The 20,181-nt window shown below is 44.2% G+C and carries 19 protein-coding genes; 1 reads left to right on the top strand and 18 read right to left on the bottom strand.

Features of this window, described 5'->3' with window-relative positions; genetic code table 11:
- Nucleotides 1-13: 13 nt before the first annotated feature.
- The 5 genes from BA70_RS20580 to sigY all read right to left on the bottom strand — a co-directional run bounded on the left by BA70_RS20580 (nt 14) and on the right by sigY (nt 2,942).
- Nucleotides 14-127, bottom strand: coding sequence for a hypothetical protein (locus tag BA70_RS20580; RefSeq protein ID WP_223251662.1), 114 nt, complete (start codon nt 125-127; stop codon nt 14-16).
- Between the two features lie 82 nt (nt 128-209).
- Nucleotides 210-1,580 (bottom strand): NADP-specific glutamate dehydrogenase, encoded by a 1,371-nt coding sequence (gene gdhA, locus BA70_RS10810; RefSeq protein ID WP_034321874.1) that lies wholly within the window; start codon nt 1,578-1,580, stop codon nt 210-212.
- Nucleotides 1,581-1,891: 311 nt separating this feature from the next.
- On the bottom strand, nt 1,892-2,104 hold the full coding sequence (locus BA70_RS10805) for a hypothetical protein (RefSeq protein WP_034321872.1): 213 nt from the start codon (nt 2,102-2,104) through the stop codon (nt 1,892-1,894).
- Nucleotides 2,101-2,412, bottom strand: a complete 312-nt coding sequence (locus BA70_RS10800; RefSeq protein WP_034321869.1) for a YxlC family protein — start codon at nt 2,410-2,412, stop codon at nt 2,101-2,103. The genes BA70_RS10805 and BA70_RS10800 overlap by 4 nt, the downstream gene beginning before the upstream one ends.
- Nucleotides 2,409-2,942, bottom strand: a complete 534-nt coding sequence (gene sigY / locus BA70_RS10795) for an RNA polymerase sigma factor SigY (RefSeq protein WP_034321866.1) — start codon at nt 2,940-2,942, stop codon at nt 2,409-2,411. The genes BA70_RS10800 and sigY overlap by 4 nt, the downstream gene beginning before the upstream one ends.
- Before the next feature lie 487 nt (nt 2,943-3,429).
- Between sigY and BA70_RS10790 the strand changes: the two genes are divergently transcribed.
- On the top strand, nt 3,430-4,461 hold the full coding sequence (locus tag BA70_RS10790; protein WP_239646661.1) for a pectate lyase family protein: 1,032 nt from the start codon (nt 3,430-3,432) through the stop codon (nt 4,459-4,461).
- A gap of 57 nt (nt 4,462-4,518) precedes the next feature.
- Here BA70_RS10790 and cydC read toward each other — a convergent pair whose 3' ends face one another.
- The 13 genes from cydC to isdC all read right to left on the bottom strand — a co-directional run bounded on the left by cydC (nt 4,519) and on the right by isdC (nt 20,180).
- Nucleotides 4,519-6,252 carry a thiol reductant ABC exporter subunit CydC gene (gene cydC / locus BA70_RS10785; protein ID WP_034321863.1) on the bottom strand — a complete coding sequence of 578 codons (1,734 nt, stop codon included), beginning with the start codon at nt 6,250-6,252 and terminating at the stop codon, nt 4,519-4,521.
- A complete protein-coding gene (cydD, locus tag BA70_RS10780) occupies nt 6,242-7,978 on the bottom strand; it encodes a thiol reductant ABC exporter subunit CydD (protein ID WP_034321860.1) in 1,737 nt (578 codons plus the stop codon). Before cydD ends, cydC begins: the two co-directional genes overlap by 11 nt.
- The gene (gene cydB, locus BA70_RS10775; RefSeq protein WP_034321858.1) at nt 7,978-8,994 is read right to left on the bottom strand and encodes a cytochrome d ubiquinol oxidase subunit II; all 1,017 of its coding nucleotides are present in this window, start codon (nt 8,992-8,994) and stop codon (nt 7,978-7,980) included. Before cydB ends, cydD begins: the two co-directional genes overlap by 1 nt.
- The gene (locus tag BA70_RS10770; RefSeq protein WP_034321856.1) at nt 8,981-10,396 is read right to left on the bottom strand and encodes a cytochrome ubiquinol oxidase subunit I; all 1,416 of its coding nucleotides are present in this window, start codon (nt 10,394-10,396) and stop codon (nt 8,981-8,983) included. The genes cydB and BA70_RS10770 overlap by 14 nt, the downstream gene beginning before the upstream one ends.
- Nucleotides 10,397-10,726: 330 nt before the next feature.
- Entirely contained in the window at nt 10,727-11,848 is a 1,122-nt protein-coding gene (gene isdG, locus BA70_RS20820; RefSeq protein ID WP_034321854.1) for a heme oxygenase, read from the bottom strand.
- A 1-nt stretch (nt 11,849) separates the two neighbouring features.
- Nucleotides 11,850-12,863 (bottom strand): FecCD family ABC transporter permease, encoded by a 1,014-nt coding sequence (locus BA70_RS10760; RefSeq protein ID WP_034321851.1) that lies wholly within the window; start codon nt 12,861-12,863, stop codon nt 11,850-11,852.
- Entirely contained in the window at nt 12,860-13,798 is a 939-nt protein-coding gene (locus BA70_RS10755) for an ABC transporter substrate-binding protein (protein WP_034321847.1), read from the bottom strand. Before BA70_RS10755 ends, BA70_RS10760 begins: the two co-directional genes overlap by 4 nt.
- 18 nt (nt 13,799-13,816) lie before the next feature.
- Nucleotides 13,817-14,569: a class B sortase gene (gene srtB / locus BA70_RS10750; protein ID WP_034321844.1), complete on the bottom strand. Its 753-nt coding sequence runs from the start codon at nt 14,567-14,569 to the stop codon at nt 13,817-13,819.
- A gap of 26 nt (nt 14,570-14,595) precedes the next feature.
- On the bottom strand, nt 14,596-15,366 hold the full coding sequence (locus BA70_RS10745) for an ABC transporter ATP-binding protein (RefSeq protein ID WP_034321842.1): 771 nt from the start codon (nt 15,364-15,366) through the stop codon (nt 14,596-14,598).
- A complete protein-coding gene (locus tag BA70_RS10740) occupies nt 15,353-16,339 on the bottom strand; it encodes a FecCD family ABC transporter permease (RefSeq protein WP_034321839.1) in 987 nt (328 codons plus the stop codon). The genes BA70_RS10745 and BA70_RS10740 overlap by 14 nt, the downstream gene beginning before the upstream one ends.
- Before the next feature lie 33 nt (nt 16,340-16,372).
- A complete protein-coding gene (isdE, locus tag BA70_RS10735) occupies nt 16,373-17,260 on the bottom strand; it encodes a heme ABC transporter substrate-binding protein IsdE (protein WP_034321836.1) in 888 nt (295 codons plus the stop codon).
- 75 nt (nt 17,261-17,335) lie between these two features.
- Nucleotides 17,336-19,504 (bottom strand): NEAT domain-containing protein, encoded by a 2,169-nt coding sequence (locus tag BA70_RS10730; RefSeq protein ID WP_078061705.1) that lies wholly within the window; start codon nt 19,502-19,504, stop codon nt 17,336-17,338.
- A 19-nt stretch (nt 19,505-19,523) separates the two neighbouring features.
- A complete protein-coding gene (gene isdC, locus BA70_RS10725; RefSeq protein ID WP_034321834.1) occupies nt 19,524-20,180 on the bottom strand; it encodes a heme uptake protein IsdC in 657 nt (218 codons plus the stop codon).
- Nucleotide 20,181: the final 1 nt, after the last annotated feature.

The following is a 20,181-nucleotide window of genomic DNA, read 5'->3' as shown; positions in this document are numbered from 1 at the left end:
AAAAAAAGCCGGATTATCCGGCTGATACGTTACGAGCTTTTGATGCTTTTCGCTCTTTATATATTTTCCTCACCACTGGATAAATCACTGGTGCCCATTTGACAATTTGTTTCAGCCATTTTTTCATTTCTCCCGCGCCTCCTTATTGTCATTCTTACAAGACGATTCCCTATCTTGTCATGAAATAAACAGGTGCGGGAGAGCAGGAGTTAAATCACGCCTTGTGCTATCATGGCATCTGCCACTTTGCGAAATCCTGCAATATTTGCTCCTACGATTAAGTTCCCAGAGTGTCCATATTCGTCTGCTGTTTCCGTACACTGACGATAAATAGACTGCATCATTTGTTTCAGCTGATCATCTACTTCTTCAAATGTCCACGACATTCTTGCACTGTTTTGCGCCATTTCCAGTGCTGAAACACCTACCCCGCCAGCATTTGCGGCTTTTGCTGGTGCAAACAGAATACCATGCTGTTCAAATACTTTGACGGCTTTAAGAGTGGATGGCATATTGGCCCCTTCTCCTACAGCGATGACCCCGTTTGCCACGAGCTGCTGTGCTTGCGCCTCAGATATTTCATTTTGTGTCGCACATGGCAGTGCAATGTCACAAGGAAATGACCAAATTTGTTCACAATCTTCAATCAATTCAGCGTGTGGGTGAATGTCTATGTATGCCCCAATCCGCTGATTGTCGACTTCCTTCAGCTGCTTCACTGTCTCAAGTGAAATGCCTTGCGGGTCATAAATGGCTCCGCTTGAATCACTACAAGCAACAACCTTACCGCCTAGCTCTACTACCTTTTCCATCGCATAAATAGACACATTACCCGAGCCAGAAACGACAACCGAACGCCCTTCAAATTGCAGACCATGGGCTTTCAGCATTTCTTCCATAAAGTACACCAGTCCGTAGCCCGTTGCTTCTTTTCTCGCTAAGCTGCCGCCAAACCCAGGACTTTTCCCTGTGAGCACACCAGCCTCATAAGCACCGCGCATTTTTTTGTACTGGCCGAACATATAGCCAATTTCCCGTGCCCCTACGCCAATATCACCTGCTGGCACATCTTGATCAGGTCCAATATATCGGCCGAGTTCACTCATAAAGCTTTGAACAAAACGCATGATTTCTCCATCAGATTTCCCTTTTGGATCAAAATCTGATCCACCTTTCCCTCCGCCAATCGGCATACCAGTCAGTGCGTTTTTAAAGATTTGTTCAAACCCTAAAAACTTGATGATGCTGGCATTGACGGATGGATGGAAACGAATTCCTCCTTTATAAGGACCGATGGCACTATTGAATTGAACTCTAAACCCTCTATTGACTTGGACTTTGCCCTCATCGTCTACCCATGGTACGCGAAACATAACAAGGCGCTCAGGCTCAATTAACCGTTCTAAAATGCCCTGTTTTTCATACTCTGGGTGCTTTGCAAAAACCGGGACGAGTGATTCAAGAATTTCTTTTACCGCTTGCTGGAATTCCTCTTCGCCTGGATTTCGCTTTTCCACCTCCTCTAACACACGGTGGATGTAGCTTTGTGCTGTTTGTGCTGCTCGATCTAAGGTCAACATATCTCATCTGCCTCCTTGTAGATATCTTCACACATTTATTTGTTAGATTTTCTAACGCATATTGAGATTAATTTAACACCAATTGTAAAAACTGATCAATATTGATAACAGATGAAAACGATGCCGAATTGAGATGGATCAAGCAGCAGCAACTATTGTCTTTAAAAATAACCGCTCAAGGAATGACTATTGTGCTAGAAATGATCAATTGGACTTTCTGTATCCCGCCATCTTTGACATATTGATGAACCATCTATTATTTCTAGATGATTTCAAAACGAAAAAAGGGTCAAAAGTTTGATGGTACGCGATCAATCCTTTCGGAGATTCTCGCCTCTTTTTCGATCAGGTAATACGACACAAAGCCAATATAAAATTGAAGACGATGGGAAGTTAATTAAACCAACAATGCCCCAGAACCACTTATAACGCCCTCTTTTTTTGGCATCCATAAACAAAAGAAATCCCTGTGCAAATAATAACGGCAATGCGCACAATAAGATGATCATTTCCGTCTGACTCATAAGGAAGACCCTCCTTTAATGTGTTGATATTCCTTAATGCCTACTACTACACAAAGCGGGACGCTCACCACTTGGAGCAGAATTAAAATAATAGGCAAATGGGTGATAGCAGCCGCAAAAAGTGCCAGAATGGTGAGACTGATGAGAACGTACGCCAGCATTTCTTGTTTAAAACGTCTTTTTTCTTTTTCCTTTGCCTGCTTTAGCATCATCATGACAGCCTGCTCACTTGGCTTTTCCACTTCAATTTGTTCATCTAGCTGCTGTAACTCTTCTTTTAAACGTTCGGTAAAACGATCTTCCTTCATAAGAACCACTCCTTTCGAATTTTCTTTAATCCATGATGAACTCTCGACTTCACAGTGCCTTCTCTCATACCGAGCATTGAAGCGATTTCTGGGTAAGTAAAGCCATAATAATAATGTAGAATAATCGGTGCCCTCTCCTGAGCCTTCAATTCATTTAAAGCATCCCACATCTCATGCCATGTATGTCCCTTTTGCTGAACGTCCCATTTGAAGCGGCGTATGGCTTCTTGATTTGCCTTCCCTTCTCTCATTTGTTCACGTTTTCTTTTCTTTTGGTGATCTAAAAATTGTCTCGATGCAATGGAGATGAGCCATGTTGAAAATAAGGAATCTCCTCTAAATGAAGAAAGTTTCATGTACGCTTTCAGCATCGTCTCTTGCATGATTTCTTCTGCCAGCTCTTGTTGAAGGGTGAGCTTCATCATATACCGGTAAAGAAAGGAATAGTGTTGCCGATAAAGGGCTGTAAATGCGGCATCATCTCCCTGTTTTGCCCGCTGAATCAATAATGTCTCTTCTGTCTGCTCCAAACACGTCCCTCCTTCCTCTTCTTCTCTTATTCATGAGACGACATGGATGACGACATCGTTCAAAATAGGCTCTATTTTTTAAAATGTCTCCTTTTCTCCCTGTTGATCCGGTCATTGGTTCGTTTTACATCCATTTTTTTCTTATGTAATGATTATGACATTCCTTCGTCTCTAACAAAATGATGTTTTCGTAATCATCTTGATTTTCTATGAAACGGATAGCCTCTCCCCCATAATCATGATGTCATCCCAATACCTATCGTCAATGGTCCTTGTCTCATTTAGATGAAAATGAAATAATCATCGCCTTAGTTTCCTAGAAAATCATGGAATACACTGCGCCAATTCTTAGCCGATGATACCTTTTCGCGTGCTATGCTCTTCCTACATTCCGAATGAGGCGATGCCGGCGAAAGAAGGAGGAGCGTTTGAATCGCAGCTTATTTTGGAAACGTTTACATTAAATCAATATAGAATGGAGAGGTTGATTTTGAAGAAAAAAGTTCCAATGTTAGCTGGTGTGTTAGCGGTTGGTCTCGTGACTTCATTATTTGCACCAAATGGGGAGGCAAAAGCGGCAGCCAAATATCCAGAAAGTCCTTCTATTATGGCCAATTTTAATCAGCAAGGATTCTCCACGTTGAATGGCGGCACAACAGGCGGTGAAGGCGGTAAAACAGTGACAGTAAAAACCGGAAATGAACTATTAGCCGCCCTTAAAAGTAAAGGTACAAATGAAAAATTAAAAATCATTGTAGACGGGACGATTACCCCTTCTAATACATCTGCAAATAAAATTGATGTCAAAGATACAAACAATGTCTCCATCGTCGGTAAAGGCACGAAAGGCGAATTTAACGGAATTGGCATTAAGATATGGCGAGCCAATAACGTGATCATCCGCAACCTGAAAATCCATCACAGTAAAATCGGTGATAAGGATGCCATCGGAATCGAAGGCGCTTCTAAAAACGTATGGGTGGATCATAATGAACTGTACAACACGTTGAACTCTGGTAAGGATGATTATGATGGATTATTTGATGTGAAAAATGACGCTGATTACATTACATTCTCCTGGAACTATGTCCATGACAGCTGGAAGACAATGCTGATGGGCAGCTCCGATAACGATAACTACAACCGAAAAATCACTTTCCACAACAACCGGTTTGAAAACCTGAATTCTCGTGTACCGTCTATGCGCTTCGGGGAAGGCCATGTGTATAACAACTATTACAAAGGCATCCTTACAACTGCGATCAACTCTCGTATGGGCGCGAAAATGAGAATTGAGCACAACGTATTTGAAAACACCAAAAATGCGATCGGTAGCTGGGACAGCCGTCAAGTAGGTACATGGCATGTCATCAACAACTCTTATATTAACAGCACAGGCAATCTGCCAACGTCTTCAACAGGTACGTACAACCCTCCTTATAACTACTCTTTGCTTAACGTGAACAATGTCAAATCAGAAGTTGTATCAAATGCTGGTGTTGGAAAAGTAAACCCTTAAACCACAAAACGTTCGGGCAGAGATCACCTGTCCGAACGTTCTTGTCATTTCTTTTATTTATATTGTAGAAAACGGACGATCCATCTCATACAGCCTTTGATAACGTGGGTTTTCTCTCAGTAAATCCTGATGCTTCCCCTGCATCTCAATGCGGCCATCTTCAATAAACATGATGCGGTCACACGCCTCACAGCCAGTCAGGTGATGGGTAATCCAAATGACGGTTTTCCCTTTTAACACATGAAAGATTGTTTCAAGCAATTCACGCTCTGTCCGAGGATCAAGTCCGACGGTTGGCTCATCTAATACTACAACCGGTGTGTTTTGCAGCAAGATCCGAGCTAACGCCATTCGCTGTCTTTCTCCGCCTGAAAACCGAACTCCTGTCTCCTGTACACCTGTGTGATAGCCTTCTGGTAAAGATTCAATATAATCGTGCAGCTGCACCTGTCTCGCCGCTTCTTTCACCTGCTCTTCTGTCGCGCTTGGGGACCCTAAGCGAATATTGTTTAAAACAGACGTATCGAATAAATAAGGCTGTTGATTGAGGACAGACACATAAGCTGACACGTTCTCTTGAATGCTTTGTACCGGTTTCCCCTGAATGCTGACAGCACCTTGATTTGGCACGACCGCCCCTTCTAACAATTTTAAAATGGTTGATTTGCCTGCACCGCTTTTTCCTAATAGAGCGAGTGATTCTCCTTGTTTAAGCGAAAACGAAAGGTGCTTTAGCACGTGCTGATGCGCATCATATCCAAAGGACACTTGTTCAAAACAGATCGCTTGATCATGAGAAATGGTTGACTGACCAACTAACTCCTTCTCTGATTCTCCTTCATACGACTGCTTTTCATAATGATGTAATCTGCTAACAGCATGCTGATAAACAGGAATATCACCTGCCGCATCTGAAAGCGGAAGAAAGGCTTCTGTTAACGGAAACAGCACAAGCACAAAGGCCGCAATGAGCGTGTGTGACATAGAGCCTGACTGAACGACCGATCCGCTCCAGTACACCACAAGCATAACTGCTCCTCCAATGATCAGCTGCGCAAAAAATTGGCGCAGACGGGTAAACCGGTGCTTAGCAGCTTCAAGCGCTAACAGCTGCGCTTCTTTCTGTTCATAGCGATTAACAAAATCTTTCTGTCTGCCGCTAAACAGCCAGTCACTAACGCCCATGACCGCATCTGTTAAATGGCTGTACAGTTCATTTCTGCCTTTTTTCATTTGTATTTGTCTCGCCCTGTTTACAAGCACTGTGACGTATGGGAAAACAAATACGAGAAGTGCCATATAGAGCAGCATCAATCCGGCAAAAGGCCATGAGAAAAGGCCAAGTGCCCCAATAGATGCTGCATATAAAAGCAGCGCACCGATGGATGGAAAGATTGTTTTTAAATACGCATCCTGTAATCTCTCTACATCTTCTGACAAGAGCCCAAGCATTTCTCCTGTACCAAGCTTCGTTTGTTTGGCACTTCGTTCAGCCATGTCATACAGACGCACCCGCATTTTTTCAATCATCGTCAAAATGAGCTGATGGCTCGCCAGCCTTTCTGCATAACGAGCAGCAGAACGTGAAATACCAAAGGTGCGTACAGCCACGATTGGAACGTAGACCATCAATATATTCTCAGGTCTTGTTGCGGCTTTTGAAATCAGAAATCCCGACGTATACATCAACAGAGAAGCAGAAAACACCGCAATGGCCCCTAAAAAAAGCACCAAGGCAAACAGCTTTTGATTCTCCTTGATATAAGGTATAAACCAGCCTTTACTGACCATGTGTGACCGCCCCCATTTGCTCTTGTACCAATTGATAGTACACACCTTTTCTTTGCATTAATGATTCATGTGTGCCCATTTCTGCAATGGTTCCATGATCCATGACAATGATTTCATCCATCTCCGGCATCCAATGAAGCCTATGTGTCGCTAAAAACACGAGCTTATCTTCAAACAGCGGAAGCATCGTTTTCTTTAATTCATACTCTGTTTCAATGTCGAGATGCGCCGTTGGTTCATCTAACAGCATGATGGATCGCTGGCCCAGCATAGCCCGAGCAAGCGCAATTCTTTGCGCCTGTCCCCCGCTTAGCCCTCTGCCCTGTTCTCCAATGACCTCATCCAGTCCATTTGGCAGCTCTTCTACCAGCTGAGATAAGCCAGCCTCCTGCACAGCTCTTTCCACTTCTTCGTCTGTTGCATGTGGTTCATAAAAACGAATGTTTTCTCTTAATGTCATGTGAAACAAATAGGGGTGCTGCGGCATATAGACAACTTCCTTTTGCCATTCTTTCATCTGTAAATGAACAAGCGGCTGGCCGTTTAGCATGATTTGACCTGAAGACGGTTCAACAAAACCTCCGAGGACATCAGTTAACGTCGATTTCCCCGAACCACTTGCACCAATGATTCCGATTTTTTTCTTCCCTTTGACAGTGAGGTCTACATTCTGAATGGAATAAGGAGCATGTTCATCATGCAGGACACAAATATCTTGCAGCGTAAGCACAGCTTGTTCATTCCACTGCTTCAGCTGCACGGATTGTGTCTCCTGCGAGCGGAAGCCCTTTTCTTCTAAAATGACCTGAATGGCCTCATTCGCTTCTTTTCCATTTAACGTCGCATGATAATCATTTCCCACTTCACGTACTGGCAGGAAATATTCCGGAGCCAACATAAGCGCCGTCAAAGCTGGCAATAACAGAAGCTCTCCTTCAATTAATCGTAAGCCAAGAAAGACAGCAACGGTTGCAATCGATAGCATGGAAAAGAAATCGAGGGCAAACGATGAAAGAAATGCGACCTTCAGCGTGCTCATGGTCGCCTTTCGATATCGCTTTGACACCTCGGCGATATTACGAGAGTGCTTTTTGCTAATACCTAAGTAACGAAGCGTTTCAAGACCACGGAGGGAATCAGTAAAATGATTGGATAATTTCTCATACGATCTCCATTGTTTGGCCGCTTTCCGCTGAGCAACAAGACCTAACAAAATCATAAAAACAATTAAAATTGGCAGCGTCACAATCAAAATAACGGCAGATGTTCCATCTAATGTCCAAACATAAATGAGGACCATCACCGGAATAACAGCCATGTTCACCATTTTCGGCAAAAACAGCTGTAAATACTGACGATATTGGGCAATTCCCTCCATCGCTAATGTCACAAGCTTTCCTGTTCCTTTTTTCTTTGTGAAGGCTGGACCTAAACGAAAGAGTTGGTCTAACAGCTGCTTCCGTACGTCTGCTCCAATTCGGGAGGAGTAGGTGAACATCACTTTCTCTCGAATGAAGGTGAGACCGTGCCGCACCGCAAAGGCAGCAAGAAACAGCAAGACATATGGTGTTGCCTGCGAGAGGCTTTTCCCGTCAAACAGCGTTGTAATGGCATGTGCCAGCCACTGTGCTTGGAAAATAATACTTGCTCCTTGGATGAGTGACACAATACCTAAGAGGGCCAGAAGCCCTCTCATTCCTTTTAATTGAAGCAAACGTTTATCCATTAGTAGGTCATTGGCTCCTTACCACTTACACGTTTACGGAAGACATAATAGCTCCAAATTTGATACCCAAGCACAAAAGGCAGCAAAGAAATGGCGACAATCGTCATGACCGTCAGTGAATAAGAGCCTGATGCAGCGTTGTGAATGGTGAGGTCAAACGCATGGTTGATCGAACTAATCATCACACGCGGGAACAATGCCGTGAACAGCATTGTCACAGTCAGCATGATGCCCGCACCTGTGAATAAGAATGTCCAGCCATCACGCTCTTTTCTCATAAAGACAAGAGCCGCTACATAACAAACCACAATCAGCACGGTTAACGGAATGGTGATGATCGGGCGCACGGTATAAATGTCTGTTTCCATGATGGACACGCCGACAAATAGGACAAGCACTGGCAATGCAATGAGCAGGACACGCTGACCAAGCTTTCTTGCACGCTTTCTTAAATCACCCTCTGTACGAAGTGTGACGAAAATCAATCCGTGCAGGAGGCAAAGAACCGTCACTGCCACCCCGCCGATCACTGAATAAAGATTCACAAAGTCCGTGAAACCAGCGTACATGTTCATACTTTGATCAATTGGCATTCCGCGTAAAATACTGGTGAATAACACACCGAGCAAAAATGGCGGAAGCAGACTGCCAAAGAAGATGACCCAGTCCCATGTTTTGATCCAAGAGGCTTTCTCAACCTTCCCTCGGAATTCAAAGGCGACCCCCCGCCCAATGAGCGCTAATAGGAGAACCGTAAACGGAATATAGTATCCGCTGAACATCGTGGCATACCAATGAGGAAATGCAGCGAAAATAGCGCCACCAGCTGTAATCAGCCAGACCTCATTCGCATCCCAAAAAGGACCAATCGTATTGATTAAAATGCGGCGCTCATGCGCATCCTTTCCAAGCAGCTGCATGGACATCCCTACACCAAAATCAAATCCTTCTAAGAAGAAAAAACCAACAAACAATACTGCGACAAGAATAAACCAAATCTCGTTAAGATATGCCATGATATGCGCCTCCATCAAATGGATCTGTAGACAGGTCCGTTTCATCCTTTTGATCTGTATTCTCTTCAGAATGTGCACCTTTTTTAATTTCTCGAATGAATAAGTAGGCAAGCAAGATGGCAAGAATCAGATAAATGGTCGTAAAGCTAATGACTGAGAATAATAGCATGCCATAAGATACGTTTGGTGAAATTGATTGAGCCGTCGTCATCATGCCAAAGACGGTCCACGGCTGACGCCCGATTTCGGTCATAATCCAGCCGGCTGAGTTTGCAATAAACGGGAACGCAATCATCCCTACCATGAAGCGTAAATACCATTTGTTCGTTTCAAGTTTCTTTTTAAAGCTCAAGTACAAGCCAATCATACTAGCAAAAATCATGAGCATGCCGGCACCGACCATGATTCTAAAGCTCCAGAATGTTGTTTTCACTGGTGGAATGTAGTCTCCCGGGCCAAACTTGGCTTCATATTCTTTTTGAAGTGTCAGCATACCTGGAACATCTCCACTAAACTTCGAATAAGCCAAGTAACTTAAAGCAAACGGAATATTGATTTCCGCAGAGTTTTCTTTTTTATCTGTGTCTATGTTAGCAAATAGCGTCCAAGCCGCTGGATCTCCACTATCCTTCCAAAGGGCTTCACTTGCTGCCATCTTCATCGGCTGTGATTTCATTAAATGCTTCGCTTGATCATGTCCAGTGAATGCTACACCTAAACCAGCAATTAAACCAAGGATCATGGTAATCTGGAATGATTTTTTGAAAAAGGCGATTTCTTGTTTTTTGATCATTTTATAGGCACTAACACCTGCAATAAAGAAAGCACCTGTTGCCAATGCACCAAACAGAACGTGCGGGAACTCTACCCAGAGCTGTGGATTCGTGACAAGAGCGCCAAAATCATTCATTTCTGCACGGCCATTTTTCATGACAAATCCAACTGGCTCCTGCATAAATGAGTTGGCCAGTAAAATCCAAAACGCCGAAAAGATCGTACCAAGGGAAACAAGCCAAATACACAATAAATGAATCTTCTTCGGCAGACGATCCCAGCCGAATATCCAAAGGCCAATAAATGTAGATTCAAGGAAAAAGGCCAAAAGCGCTTCAATGGCAAGCGGTGCACCAAAGACATCACCGACAAACCTTGAATAATCTGACCAGTTCATCCCAAACTGGAATTCCTGCAGAATCCCTGTCACCACACCTACTGCAAAGTTGAGTAAGAACAGGTGCCCCCAAAACTTCGCCATCTTTTTATAGATGTCTTTTTTCTTGACGACATAAAGGGTCTGCATCAATGCGACGATAAACACCAAACCTATAGACATAGGAACAAATATAAAATGAAATAATGTCGTTGAGGCAAATTGAAATCTTGCTAAAAACAGCTCACTCACAGCCTTACATCCTCCCTTACTTTCACATGCCGAATAATTCGAGATCTTTATGCTCACCATTTCACAAAAACTTCATTACTTGTTCAATAATTCACAATCAATAGCCTGTTTGAAATGGTTCACTCGGTGAAAATTTACTCTTGAATTTCACTCGGTTAGTTATTTATACCTGTACTTTACACCCATACGCTTCAAAAATAAAGTAAATTTTACCTAAAATTTGGATGGTATTGTGTCAGTTGTTTGAATACTTTGTCAAAAAAATGTGACGGAAAGAAAAAAACTGCAAAAAAATAGCGCTGCACCTCGGCGGCAGCGCTGTAATGACATTTAGGCTTTTTTCTGTAAAGCAGGTCTTGTCACTTGAACTTCATAGTACGTAATTTTGTTTTTTAATAGCCCTTCAGGTTTTGCTTTTCCATGAGCGTGCGCATCACCAAACGCCTGAGATTTTGTCCAGTTCACAAAGTCTTCCTTTCGGTTCCAGCGGGTATGAATGGTCACTTCATCGTAATCTGTTGTCTGCTGTGTGACCCATACTTCCATACCTAAAAACCCTTCCATGAATTCAACTTGTCCCTGCTTGTTAAATCGTTTGACAAGATGCTCGGCACTGCCTTTTTCTACTCTTACTTGGTTGTTTACAATGATCATGTTCTTTTCATCTCCCTTTTGTTGTTGGATCGAAGCGATTGGGATGATGAGCGGATGCTCTCCATCCAAGTGAACCTCTGCATGAATCCCAAAGACCTCTTTGAAAAAGTCTTCTGTTAATACTTCTGTTGGTGACCCTATTTGGTGCACCTGACCACGCTTCATCGCAATGAGGCGGTCACAATATTTTGCTGCCTGCTGCAGATCATGAAGAACCATTAAAATGGTGATCCCATGCGTCTGATTCAGCTGTTTAAGCAGCTCTAATAATTCAAGCTGATGTGCAATATCTAAATAAGTTGTGGGCTCATCCAGAATAATGGTCTCTGTCTTCTGAGCAAGCGCCATCGCAATATACGCCTTTTGCCTTTCTCCGCCTGACAATGTATGCAGCATTCTGTTTTCATTACTGCGGGCATTCGTCACATCAAGCGCCCACTCAATCGCTTCATGATCTGTCTTCGAGCTCTTTTTCCAGATCGAGCGATGCGGACTGCGTCCAAGTGCGACCAGCTCACGTACTGTCATAGATGGGATGGCCGTTCTCGTCTGCATGAGAACAGCGATCTCCTTTGCAATCTCCTGCGCCGTCATCTCTTTTTGCGGTATATCGTGAATGTAAATCATGCCGCTTTCTATCGACGAGAGGCGTGCGGCCGCTTTGATAAAAGTCGACTTCCCTGACCCATTTGGTCCAATGATTCCGGTCACTCGTCCCTTAGGAACAGCTGCTGAAATAGAAGACAGCCGAAAACCCCCTTGACTGAGACTCACGTCATCCATTGCAATCACATCCAACTTAACCCCTCCCTTTCTTTTTTAATAAATAAAGGAAGAAAGGTGCACCGATGCAGGCTAGCAATATACCGACAGGCAATTCAACCGGTGTAAACCAGACCCGTGCCGCTGTATCTGCAAAAACCACAAGTACGCCCCCGCCCAGCATCGAAATCGGCAGCAGATACCGGTAGTCATCTCCAATTAAAAGACGGATAAAATGAGGGACGACAAGCCCGACAAACCCGATTAAGCCGCTCACGCTTACAGCCGCACCAGCTAAAAGTGCCGCCAGCACAATTAAGAAAAATCGGGTTCGCTCTACTCTCAGGCCCAATAGCTGAGCCGATTCATCGCCAAGCAGGAGAAGATTTGCCGGCTTGATTGCAAAAAAACAAAGACACAATCCTGCCAGCGCATATGGCGACACAAAGCTAAGATGATGCCAGCTCCGCCCATTTAATCCGCCCGATAAAAAAGGCAGAACGGCCTGCACCCGCTCACTATAAAGCACCATAAACCCGTTCATAACCGCACCAAGCAGAGCATTGACTGCCACTCCCGCCAAAATCAATTTAAGCGGCGAAACCCCTTGATCAAATGACAGCACATACACAACGAGTGCCGCTAATAAAGCGCCAAGAAAGGCTGCGGCTGGAAGCAAATACGTAAATTGCGGAAAAACAATCATGCTGAGTACAGCAGCCAAGCCGCCGCCAGCGGTGACACCAATAATGCCAGGATCAGCAAGTGGATTTCGGACGACTCCTTGTAAAATCGCCCCGGATGCTGCAAGACAGGCTCCGACGATGAAACCAATCAGGACACGCGGCAGCCGTAAATCCATCACGATTTTTTCATGAACAGGCTGTCCTGATCCCGTCAAAGCAGCGATCAGATCCGGCAGCGATAATTGAATAGAACCTAATGCAAGCCCTAGACATGCGCCCACACCTAAAGAGAGAAGCAGTCCCGGTATAAGCCACTTTCGTCTAGATTGTCTTTTTTGAAAATCTAACTCTGCATTCATTTTCATGATGACAATCGCTTCAATCTCTTCTCTAGTTCATCAATCGCTCTTATCACTTCTGCGCCTGGATTCGTACCAAATAGGTCACTAGGCAAAATCTCAACGTGTCCATTTTTGACAGCTGACACATCGTGCCATGCCGCATTCTGTTTCATTTCGCTCATAAAGCCCGCTTTCACATCTTCTGGTTTGCTGTGTGTCATCAGCAGAATGAGATCAGGATCGGCTTCGATGACCTTTTCTGCATTGATTTGAGCGTATTGAGGGAATTTTTCGAGCGCCGGTTCATTCTCAGCGATGTTCGCCCCCCCAGCGATGTGTAGCAAATCCCCGCTTAAGGAATGGGGAAGTGCTGCCATATATGTGCCGGGTGCACCGTACACAACGAGTGTTTTCACTTTTTTCTTAGGCGGCTTGACCTGCTTTTTCCGCTGATCGATTTGATCATTGAGTGCTTTTGCCTTTTGCTGCTTCCCGAGCAAATCACCAAATAACGAAATTTGACGCTGGATATCCTTCACTGAATTGGCGCTTGTCAAAAGAAGCTGTGACCCAATTCCTTCTATCGTAGAGATGTCCTTACTGTTTAATTGTTCATTCCCAAGCACAACATCGGGCTTTAAACTCGTGATCAGCTCTACATCATATTGATGCGTTGTGCCAATCGTTTGTACGGACTTTGCCTTTTGTAAATTGTCTGGTAAATCGGTCGTTGGACGGCCGACAACCTCACCGCCTAAAGCATAAATAATGCTCATGTCTCCAGTCGACAACGAGACGATACGTTGAGGTGATTCATCAAACGACAACGTTCTGTCGGCAAAATCCTTTATCTTCAGCGCTCCTTGCGTGCTCCCTTTCTCTACCGGTGCTGCTTGACTGCATCCTCCGAGGAGAAGCATCAAGACGATTCCCGCCACGATCACATGTGAAAATTTCAACCGTCTGTCTCTCCTTTTCTAGTAAACTTTCTTTAGCTTCGCCTGTACCACGAGACGCCCGTTTTTAGGTGCAAGCACATGATCACAGGTCGATAAGGTGAGGATAAGGTCATCTGTGGACACGTCTGTTCTCGTTTGATAGATTGACTTCTTACGCACGGCTTGCAAGTATTGCGCATATTCGCCAAGATCCTGAAAATCGGTTTGAATATAATCGAAGTCGACCGTCGTTTCATACACAGCAAAAATTTCCGCTTCGTAGCTTTGATACAGCGTATCGTACTGAAATGTCCGGTGGTCGTTGAAAAAATCCTTTTTTAAATAGTTTGTGAGTCCAGCAAACATTGATCCATCCCTCATCCGATGACCATACACGACTGTATTTGGACTTTCATGTAGGACGTCGTTTCGATAATCCATAAAGATACTGCCTGCCCGGGTGTCGTTCTTTAAATAATTACGAGTTAAGTAGAATGCATTATCGCGTGATTGAACAATCGGGTATTGAATCATCGTGTCCTTCATATTGATCCAGCCGACAATGTCGTCATTCACCTTTCGCAGCTCATCAAATGACGTACGGATCTTTCCCGGTTCCCGTTTTCCATTCATTTCTTCCTCTTGTCCATACATCGTCTGGGCCTTTGCAAGCACCTGACGATTTTGATAATAGCCGAAGAGCTCTAAGCCGATGGCTGTACCGCTATAAATGAATACACCTAAACAGACGATTGTCAGCATCCGTTGCCAAAGCCGTTTTCCTCGTTTCACACTGTCTCACCTGCTTTTTGCACAGCTTATATACCAACAGGCACAATGTACATCCCTGTTTCTGCATCCTGTCTAATCGTGACGGACACATGATAAATGTGCCGCACCATCTCTTCAGTTAACACATCGTTTGGCTGTCCTTCACTAATGATCTGTCCATCCTTCATCGCAATGATGACATCGCTGTAGCGAACAGCCTGATTCATATCGTGCAGCACCATAACAATCGTTAACCCATGCACAACATTGAGCTCTCGAATCAGCTCAAGAATGTCAAATTGATAGTAGATATCCAAATAGGTTGTCGGTTCATCTAGGAAAAGGATCGGTGTTTTTTGCGCAAGTGCCATCGCAATCCATACTCGCTGCCGTTCTCCACCTGATAGTGAGGCGAGTGGCACCTTTCGTTTTTCCGTTAGCTTTGTACTGGATAGCGCCCACTCAATCGCTCTCTCATCCTCTTCCTTGTCACCCCCGCGCATCGTCTGGTAAGGCGTTCTCCCAAATGCCACGACCCGTTCGATCGTTAAATCAAGCGGCGCCTCATTTTGCTGATGAACGACAGCTAGCTTTTTTGCTAGTTCCTTTGGCTTGAACGCACTCAGCTCTTGCCCATCTAAGTGAATCTGTCCTTTATTGGGACAATGATTATTCGCCATTAAGGAAAGCAGCGTGGATTTTCCCGAGCCATTTGGACCGATAATGGTTGTGATTTTCCCCTGTTCAATCTGTGTTGTGACCGATTGAACGATGTTCTTCTGCTGGTCATAGGAGAATGACACCTCACGAATGTCCATGGAGACGGTCCCCCCTTCTTAATAAAAAGATAAGAAACGGCCCGCCAATGACGGCCATGATCGTAGAAGCAGGGATTTCATTTGGCGCTACAAGCGTTCTGCCAAGCGTATCAGCCGTCAAAATGAGCAAAGCCCCACTTAACGCAGAAAATGGAATCAGTACCCGGTGATCCGAGCCGACAAGCCTTCTTGAAATGTGCGGAATGAGCAAGCCGACGAAGGCAATCACGCCCGCTACCGCAGCTGTCACCGCTGCTAGTAAAACCGCAGTAATTGAAATGAAAAGGCGCATTCTGGTCACACGCAATCCTAAATTTTTCGCCGTCTTATCTTGAAGAGCCAATAGGTTACACCATCTGCTAAAGAAAAGTGCAACGACAAGGCCAACGATGCCATAGACGCCGATTAAACGGACATCTCCCCACGTTTTCATCGTGAGATTCGACTGCCCTGACTGATTAATCGTGATATTGAAATAGCTGCAAATGGTGACAAATGCTTCTGCCATCCCTGTAAACATGGCATTGATGGCGATCCCAACCAAAATCATACGGATTGGGCTCAAACCGCCCTTCCAAGACAGGACGTATACAAGGAAACATGCAATGGCCCCACCTAATACCGAAAATAAAGGAGAGTAGAAATAAAATTGAGGAAGCGCTGTAATCGCCATTAAAGAAAAGAAGCTGGCTCCTGATGAAATGCCAATGACGCCGGCATCAGCTAATGGATTCCTCATGACCGACTGCAATAGTACACCGGAGACAGATAAGGCTGCCCCTGTAAACATTGCGATGAGCATGCGGGGGATTCTCAAATCTTTAATGATTTCTACCTGTGCATGTTGACCGGTGATGAGCCCTTCCAATAATTCAATCGGAGTGACATGAATACTCCCAGTGATGGCGGAATAAATAAAAACACCAACCAGTAAGAGACTGACTATCAGAAATAAAATCCCTGTTTTTTTCATCTTGAACGTCCTTTTATCATTAAGATTCGCCGCTTATGACGGATACAACATACGTGTCAATTCCTCTAATGCCTCTGCGGCCTTTAAATTGCCTGTTGTCCCGAATAAGCTTTCTTCTAGATCGTACACCCGGTCTTGTTTTACCGCGTTAAAATGCTTCCAGATGTCATTTGTTTTGAATTCTTGATCAAACATGCGGACGACTTCATCTGGCATCCCATGTGCGGCCCGGAGAATAATATCTGGATTGGCTTTTTGTAAATACTCTGTATTGGATGCCAAATACTCCATTTTTTCACCTTTGACAATGTTCTCTCCTCCTGCGATATGCACAAGATCACCGATATATGAATTCTCTGTCGCCACCAAATAACTGCCTGGTACACCAAGCAAAATCAGAACGGACGGTTTGCGCTTTCCCTTCGTCCTCTCTTGTATGTCTTTCTTTTTTTGTTCAAAGTCAGACACAATGCGTTCGGCTTGTTTCTTTCTGTCATACTGATCTCCAAGCTTCGTGATGGCCTTCTCCATGTTGTCCAGGCTTTCAAGATTTAAGTATGTGGCAGGGACACCTGCTTGTTGGAAGGGTGTCTCTAAATCATATTGAAGGGTCGTGACAGACAGGACATCTGTCGGTTGAAGTGATTGGATGATTTCCATGTCCGGGCTCATTGGGTTGCCGACTTCTGGCAGTCCTTTGTAACGAGCTGGCAAGGATTTTTGACTTGTTGGCACCCCGACAAGATCCACCTCTAAAGCATCCATGATCTCCACAGCAGCTACAGTCGTTGCCACAATGCGCGCACTTGATTCCGCGCTTTTCTTGCCTTTCGCTGAGCTTTCAGCCGACTGTGAGCACCCTGACAAGATCACGCACACACTTAAAGCAGCGATCAGGGAACGTAACATTCGATGCTTCAAAAACAGAAGCCTCCTTTCGAAAAAAGAGAGTGGATGCGCCGAGTTGAATGGCGCATCTCACTTAAAATAAACAATCTATCTTGCCCTAGTTTGATACTTTCTCACGAGCACGAATAACGACCCGCCGAATAAAAGAATATACACCCAGAGAAGAGAGGTATCTCCTGTTTTCGGATTCAGCTGGCCTGTCTCAGACTTTGTTTGGTCATCTGACGGAGTAAATGTCAGCTGCTCTGCGCCCGTTTCCTCTGGTGCCAGATTCACAAGCTGATTTGTTTGAGAATCGTGATCATTTGGATTTTTGATAAAGCCGATACTCTCATCGTCTCCGATAACCGTCGCAATTCCGCTTCCTTCACCAAGTGCGATGCCTTTTGTGTCATAAACAAGTTTGACATCGTACTGCTCATGGTAATTCGCAGCTGGAATGTCAATTTTCACGCGTGCTGCCTGGTCATTGCTTAAACTTTTTGCTTCATATTGAATCACTCTTGTATCTGCTTTTTGATCTGTTTTTGCGACAAGAGTCTCTTCATATTTCCCGCCTGTCCCTACTTGGAAGGATGTGATGGCTGAGCTGTTCTTCACTGTATATGAAACGAAATGGCGGCCATTTTTCACCACCAATGTCGCAGGGCTCACGACGTAATCATTCATTCGAGAAGGCTCATCCTTGTCCGCTTTCTTCATTGAAAAAGGAAGCTTGTATACACCATCTTTTAGCTGAGCTGTCTCTTGATCAGCTCCACCGTTATTTGTTTCTGGTGCTGGTGTATTTGGTTTTGGTGTTTCTGGAGTGGCTGGTGTTTCTTCCTCTACCTGACCGTCCTTAAGTGGAGAGATACTCTTTGAATCAAATTGAAAACGAATATCGTAGGTTTGGTCATAGTGAGCAGCTGCCACCACAATGTGTACTTTTCCTTTGACAGCTTTTTTCAAATCAGCCACATCAAATGAGACGACTCTTGTGTTCTTTGCTTGATCTGTGCTGACGGTCTTCACTTCTTGATAAGAGCCGTTTTTCTCTGTTTTCAAAGAAGCAACAGACGTATTGTCCTTCACCGTAAAGGAAATAGTTTGCTTTCCGTTTTTGACGGTTAAGGATGCAGGATGTGAGAAGTATTGGTTCATCCGAGATGCCTCGTCCTCATCCCCTTTTAGCACACTGTAATTGACACGATACACACCATCTTTTAATTGATTTTGCGCAGAATCATCTGGCTTTGTACCATTTTGGTCATCTGGTTTTGTTTCGTTATCGTCTGGCTTTGTGCCGTTTTGTTCATCTGGTTTTTTTTCGCTATCGTCTGGCTTTGTGCCGTTTTGTTCATCTGGTTTTGTTTCGCTATCGTCTGGCTTTGTGCCGTTTTGTTCATCTGGTTTTGTTTCGCTATCGTCTGGCTTTGTGCCGTTTTCATCATCTGGTTTTGTTTCGCTATCGTCTGGCTTCGTGCCGTTTTGATCATCTGGTTTTTTTTCGCTATCGTCTGGCTTTGTGCCGTTTTGATCATCTGGTTTTGTTTCGCTATCGTCTGGCTTTGTGCCGTTTTGTTCATCTGGTTTTTTTTCGCTATCGTCTGGCTTTTTGCCGTTTTGATCATCTGGTTTTTTTTCGCTATCGTCTGGCTTTGTGCCGTTTTGTTCATCTGGTTTTTTTTCGCTATCGTCTGGCTTTGTGCAGTTTTGATCATCTGGTTTTGTTTCGCTATCGTCTGGCTTTGTGCAGTTTTGATCATCTGGTTTTGTTTCGCTATCGTCTGGCTTTGCAGGCGTGACGAGTGTTAGACTGCTTTGATCGAATGCGAGCTGTACGTCATACGCTTCGTCATAAATAAAACCGCCTAAATCCCAGTAAATTTTGACCCAACCGTTTACTTTTGATGATAAGTCGGCTACATCAAATTTGATGACACGTGTATTGGCTGTTTCATCCTCACTGACCGTTTCAGTGGTGACGAGAGCGCCTTTTTGTTCGACCTTGAAATCTGTGATTTCTTTGCTTTGCTTCAGTGTGACATAGGCTGTCGTCTTGCCATTTTCCACAATCAGCTTAGCTGGCTTTTCTGTATAGGTATCCATCATGGACGCTTCTGTGCTGCCATTTTTTAAAATAGTGAATCCGACTGTGTATTCACCATCCACGAATGATGCCGCTTGAGCCGTTCCTTGAGGAATCTGAAATGCTGTCAACAAACTGAATAAAACAAGCAGAATGGCTGCCTTTAGATGAAAAAGACGTTTCAAAAGGTGACACTTCCTTCCGTTAATGCTTGATGATCCACTTTCTTGCTAAAAACCCGCCTGAACATAAGACAAGCACAAGGAGCCAACCTGTCTGGCTTGTATCACCAGTTTGAGGATTCTCTTCTTGTTTCGTATGAGTGGATGAATCAGATTTTTTGGTTGATTCCTTTGATGATTGATGATTTTCTGCTGCACCCGCTGTTTTGTTTGAGCTGTTAGAAGAAAGTGACTTGATGCTGCTTTCATCAAATTTCAGCTGAATTGTATAATCATGATCATAGTCAGCAGATTTTACAGTGACATGAATTTTTGACTTGATTGGTTTAGACAAGCTCTGTGCTTGGAACTGAACGAGCCTTGTATTGGCTTTTTTATTCGTTGAAAGAACCGTTGTGTCGACATAGCCGCCATTTCCAGGAACTTTAAATTCCGTCACCCAGCTGCTATTTTTAATGGTCATTTGCACTGTCGGCTTTCCATTTTTCACGATCACTTTAGCCGGCTTCAGCCAGTAATCATTTGCCATAGAGACCGCATTTCCTTCAGCCTTCAACACAGTATAGTTGACGGAGTATGTACCATCATTTAAAGAGGCAGCCTGTGCATTTGAAAAAGGCAGTATGAGTGCCAATAAAAAAGCGGCCATAAAGGCTGGCAGCCTTATCCATTTTTTCATC

Origin of the sequence: Bacillus zhangzhouensis (assembly GCF_000715205.1) — a bacterium.
GTDB lineage: Bacteria > Bacillota > Bacilli > Bacillales > Bacillaceae > Bacillus > Bacillus zhangzhouensis.
This window is presented reverse-complemented; position numbering and strand designations above follow the sequence as displayed.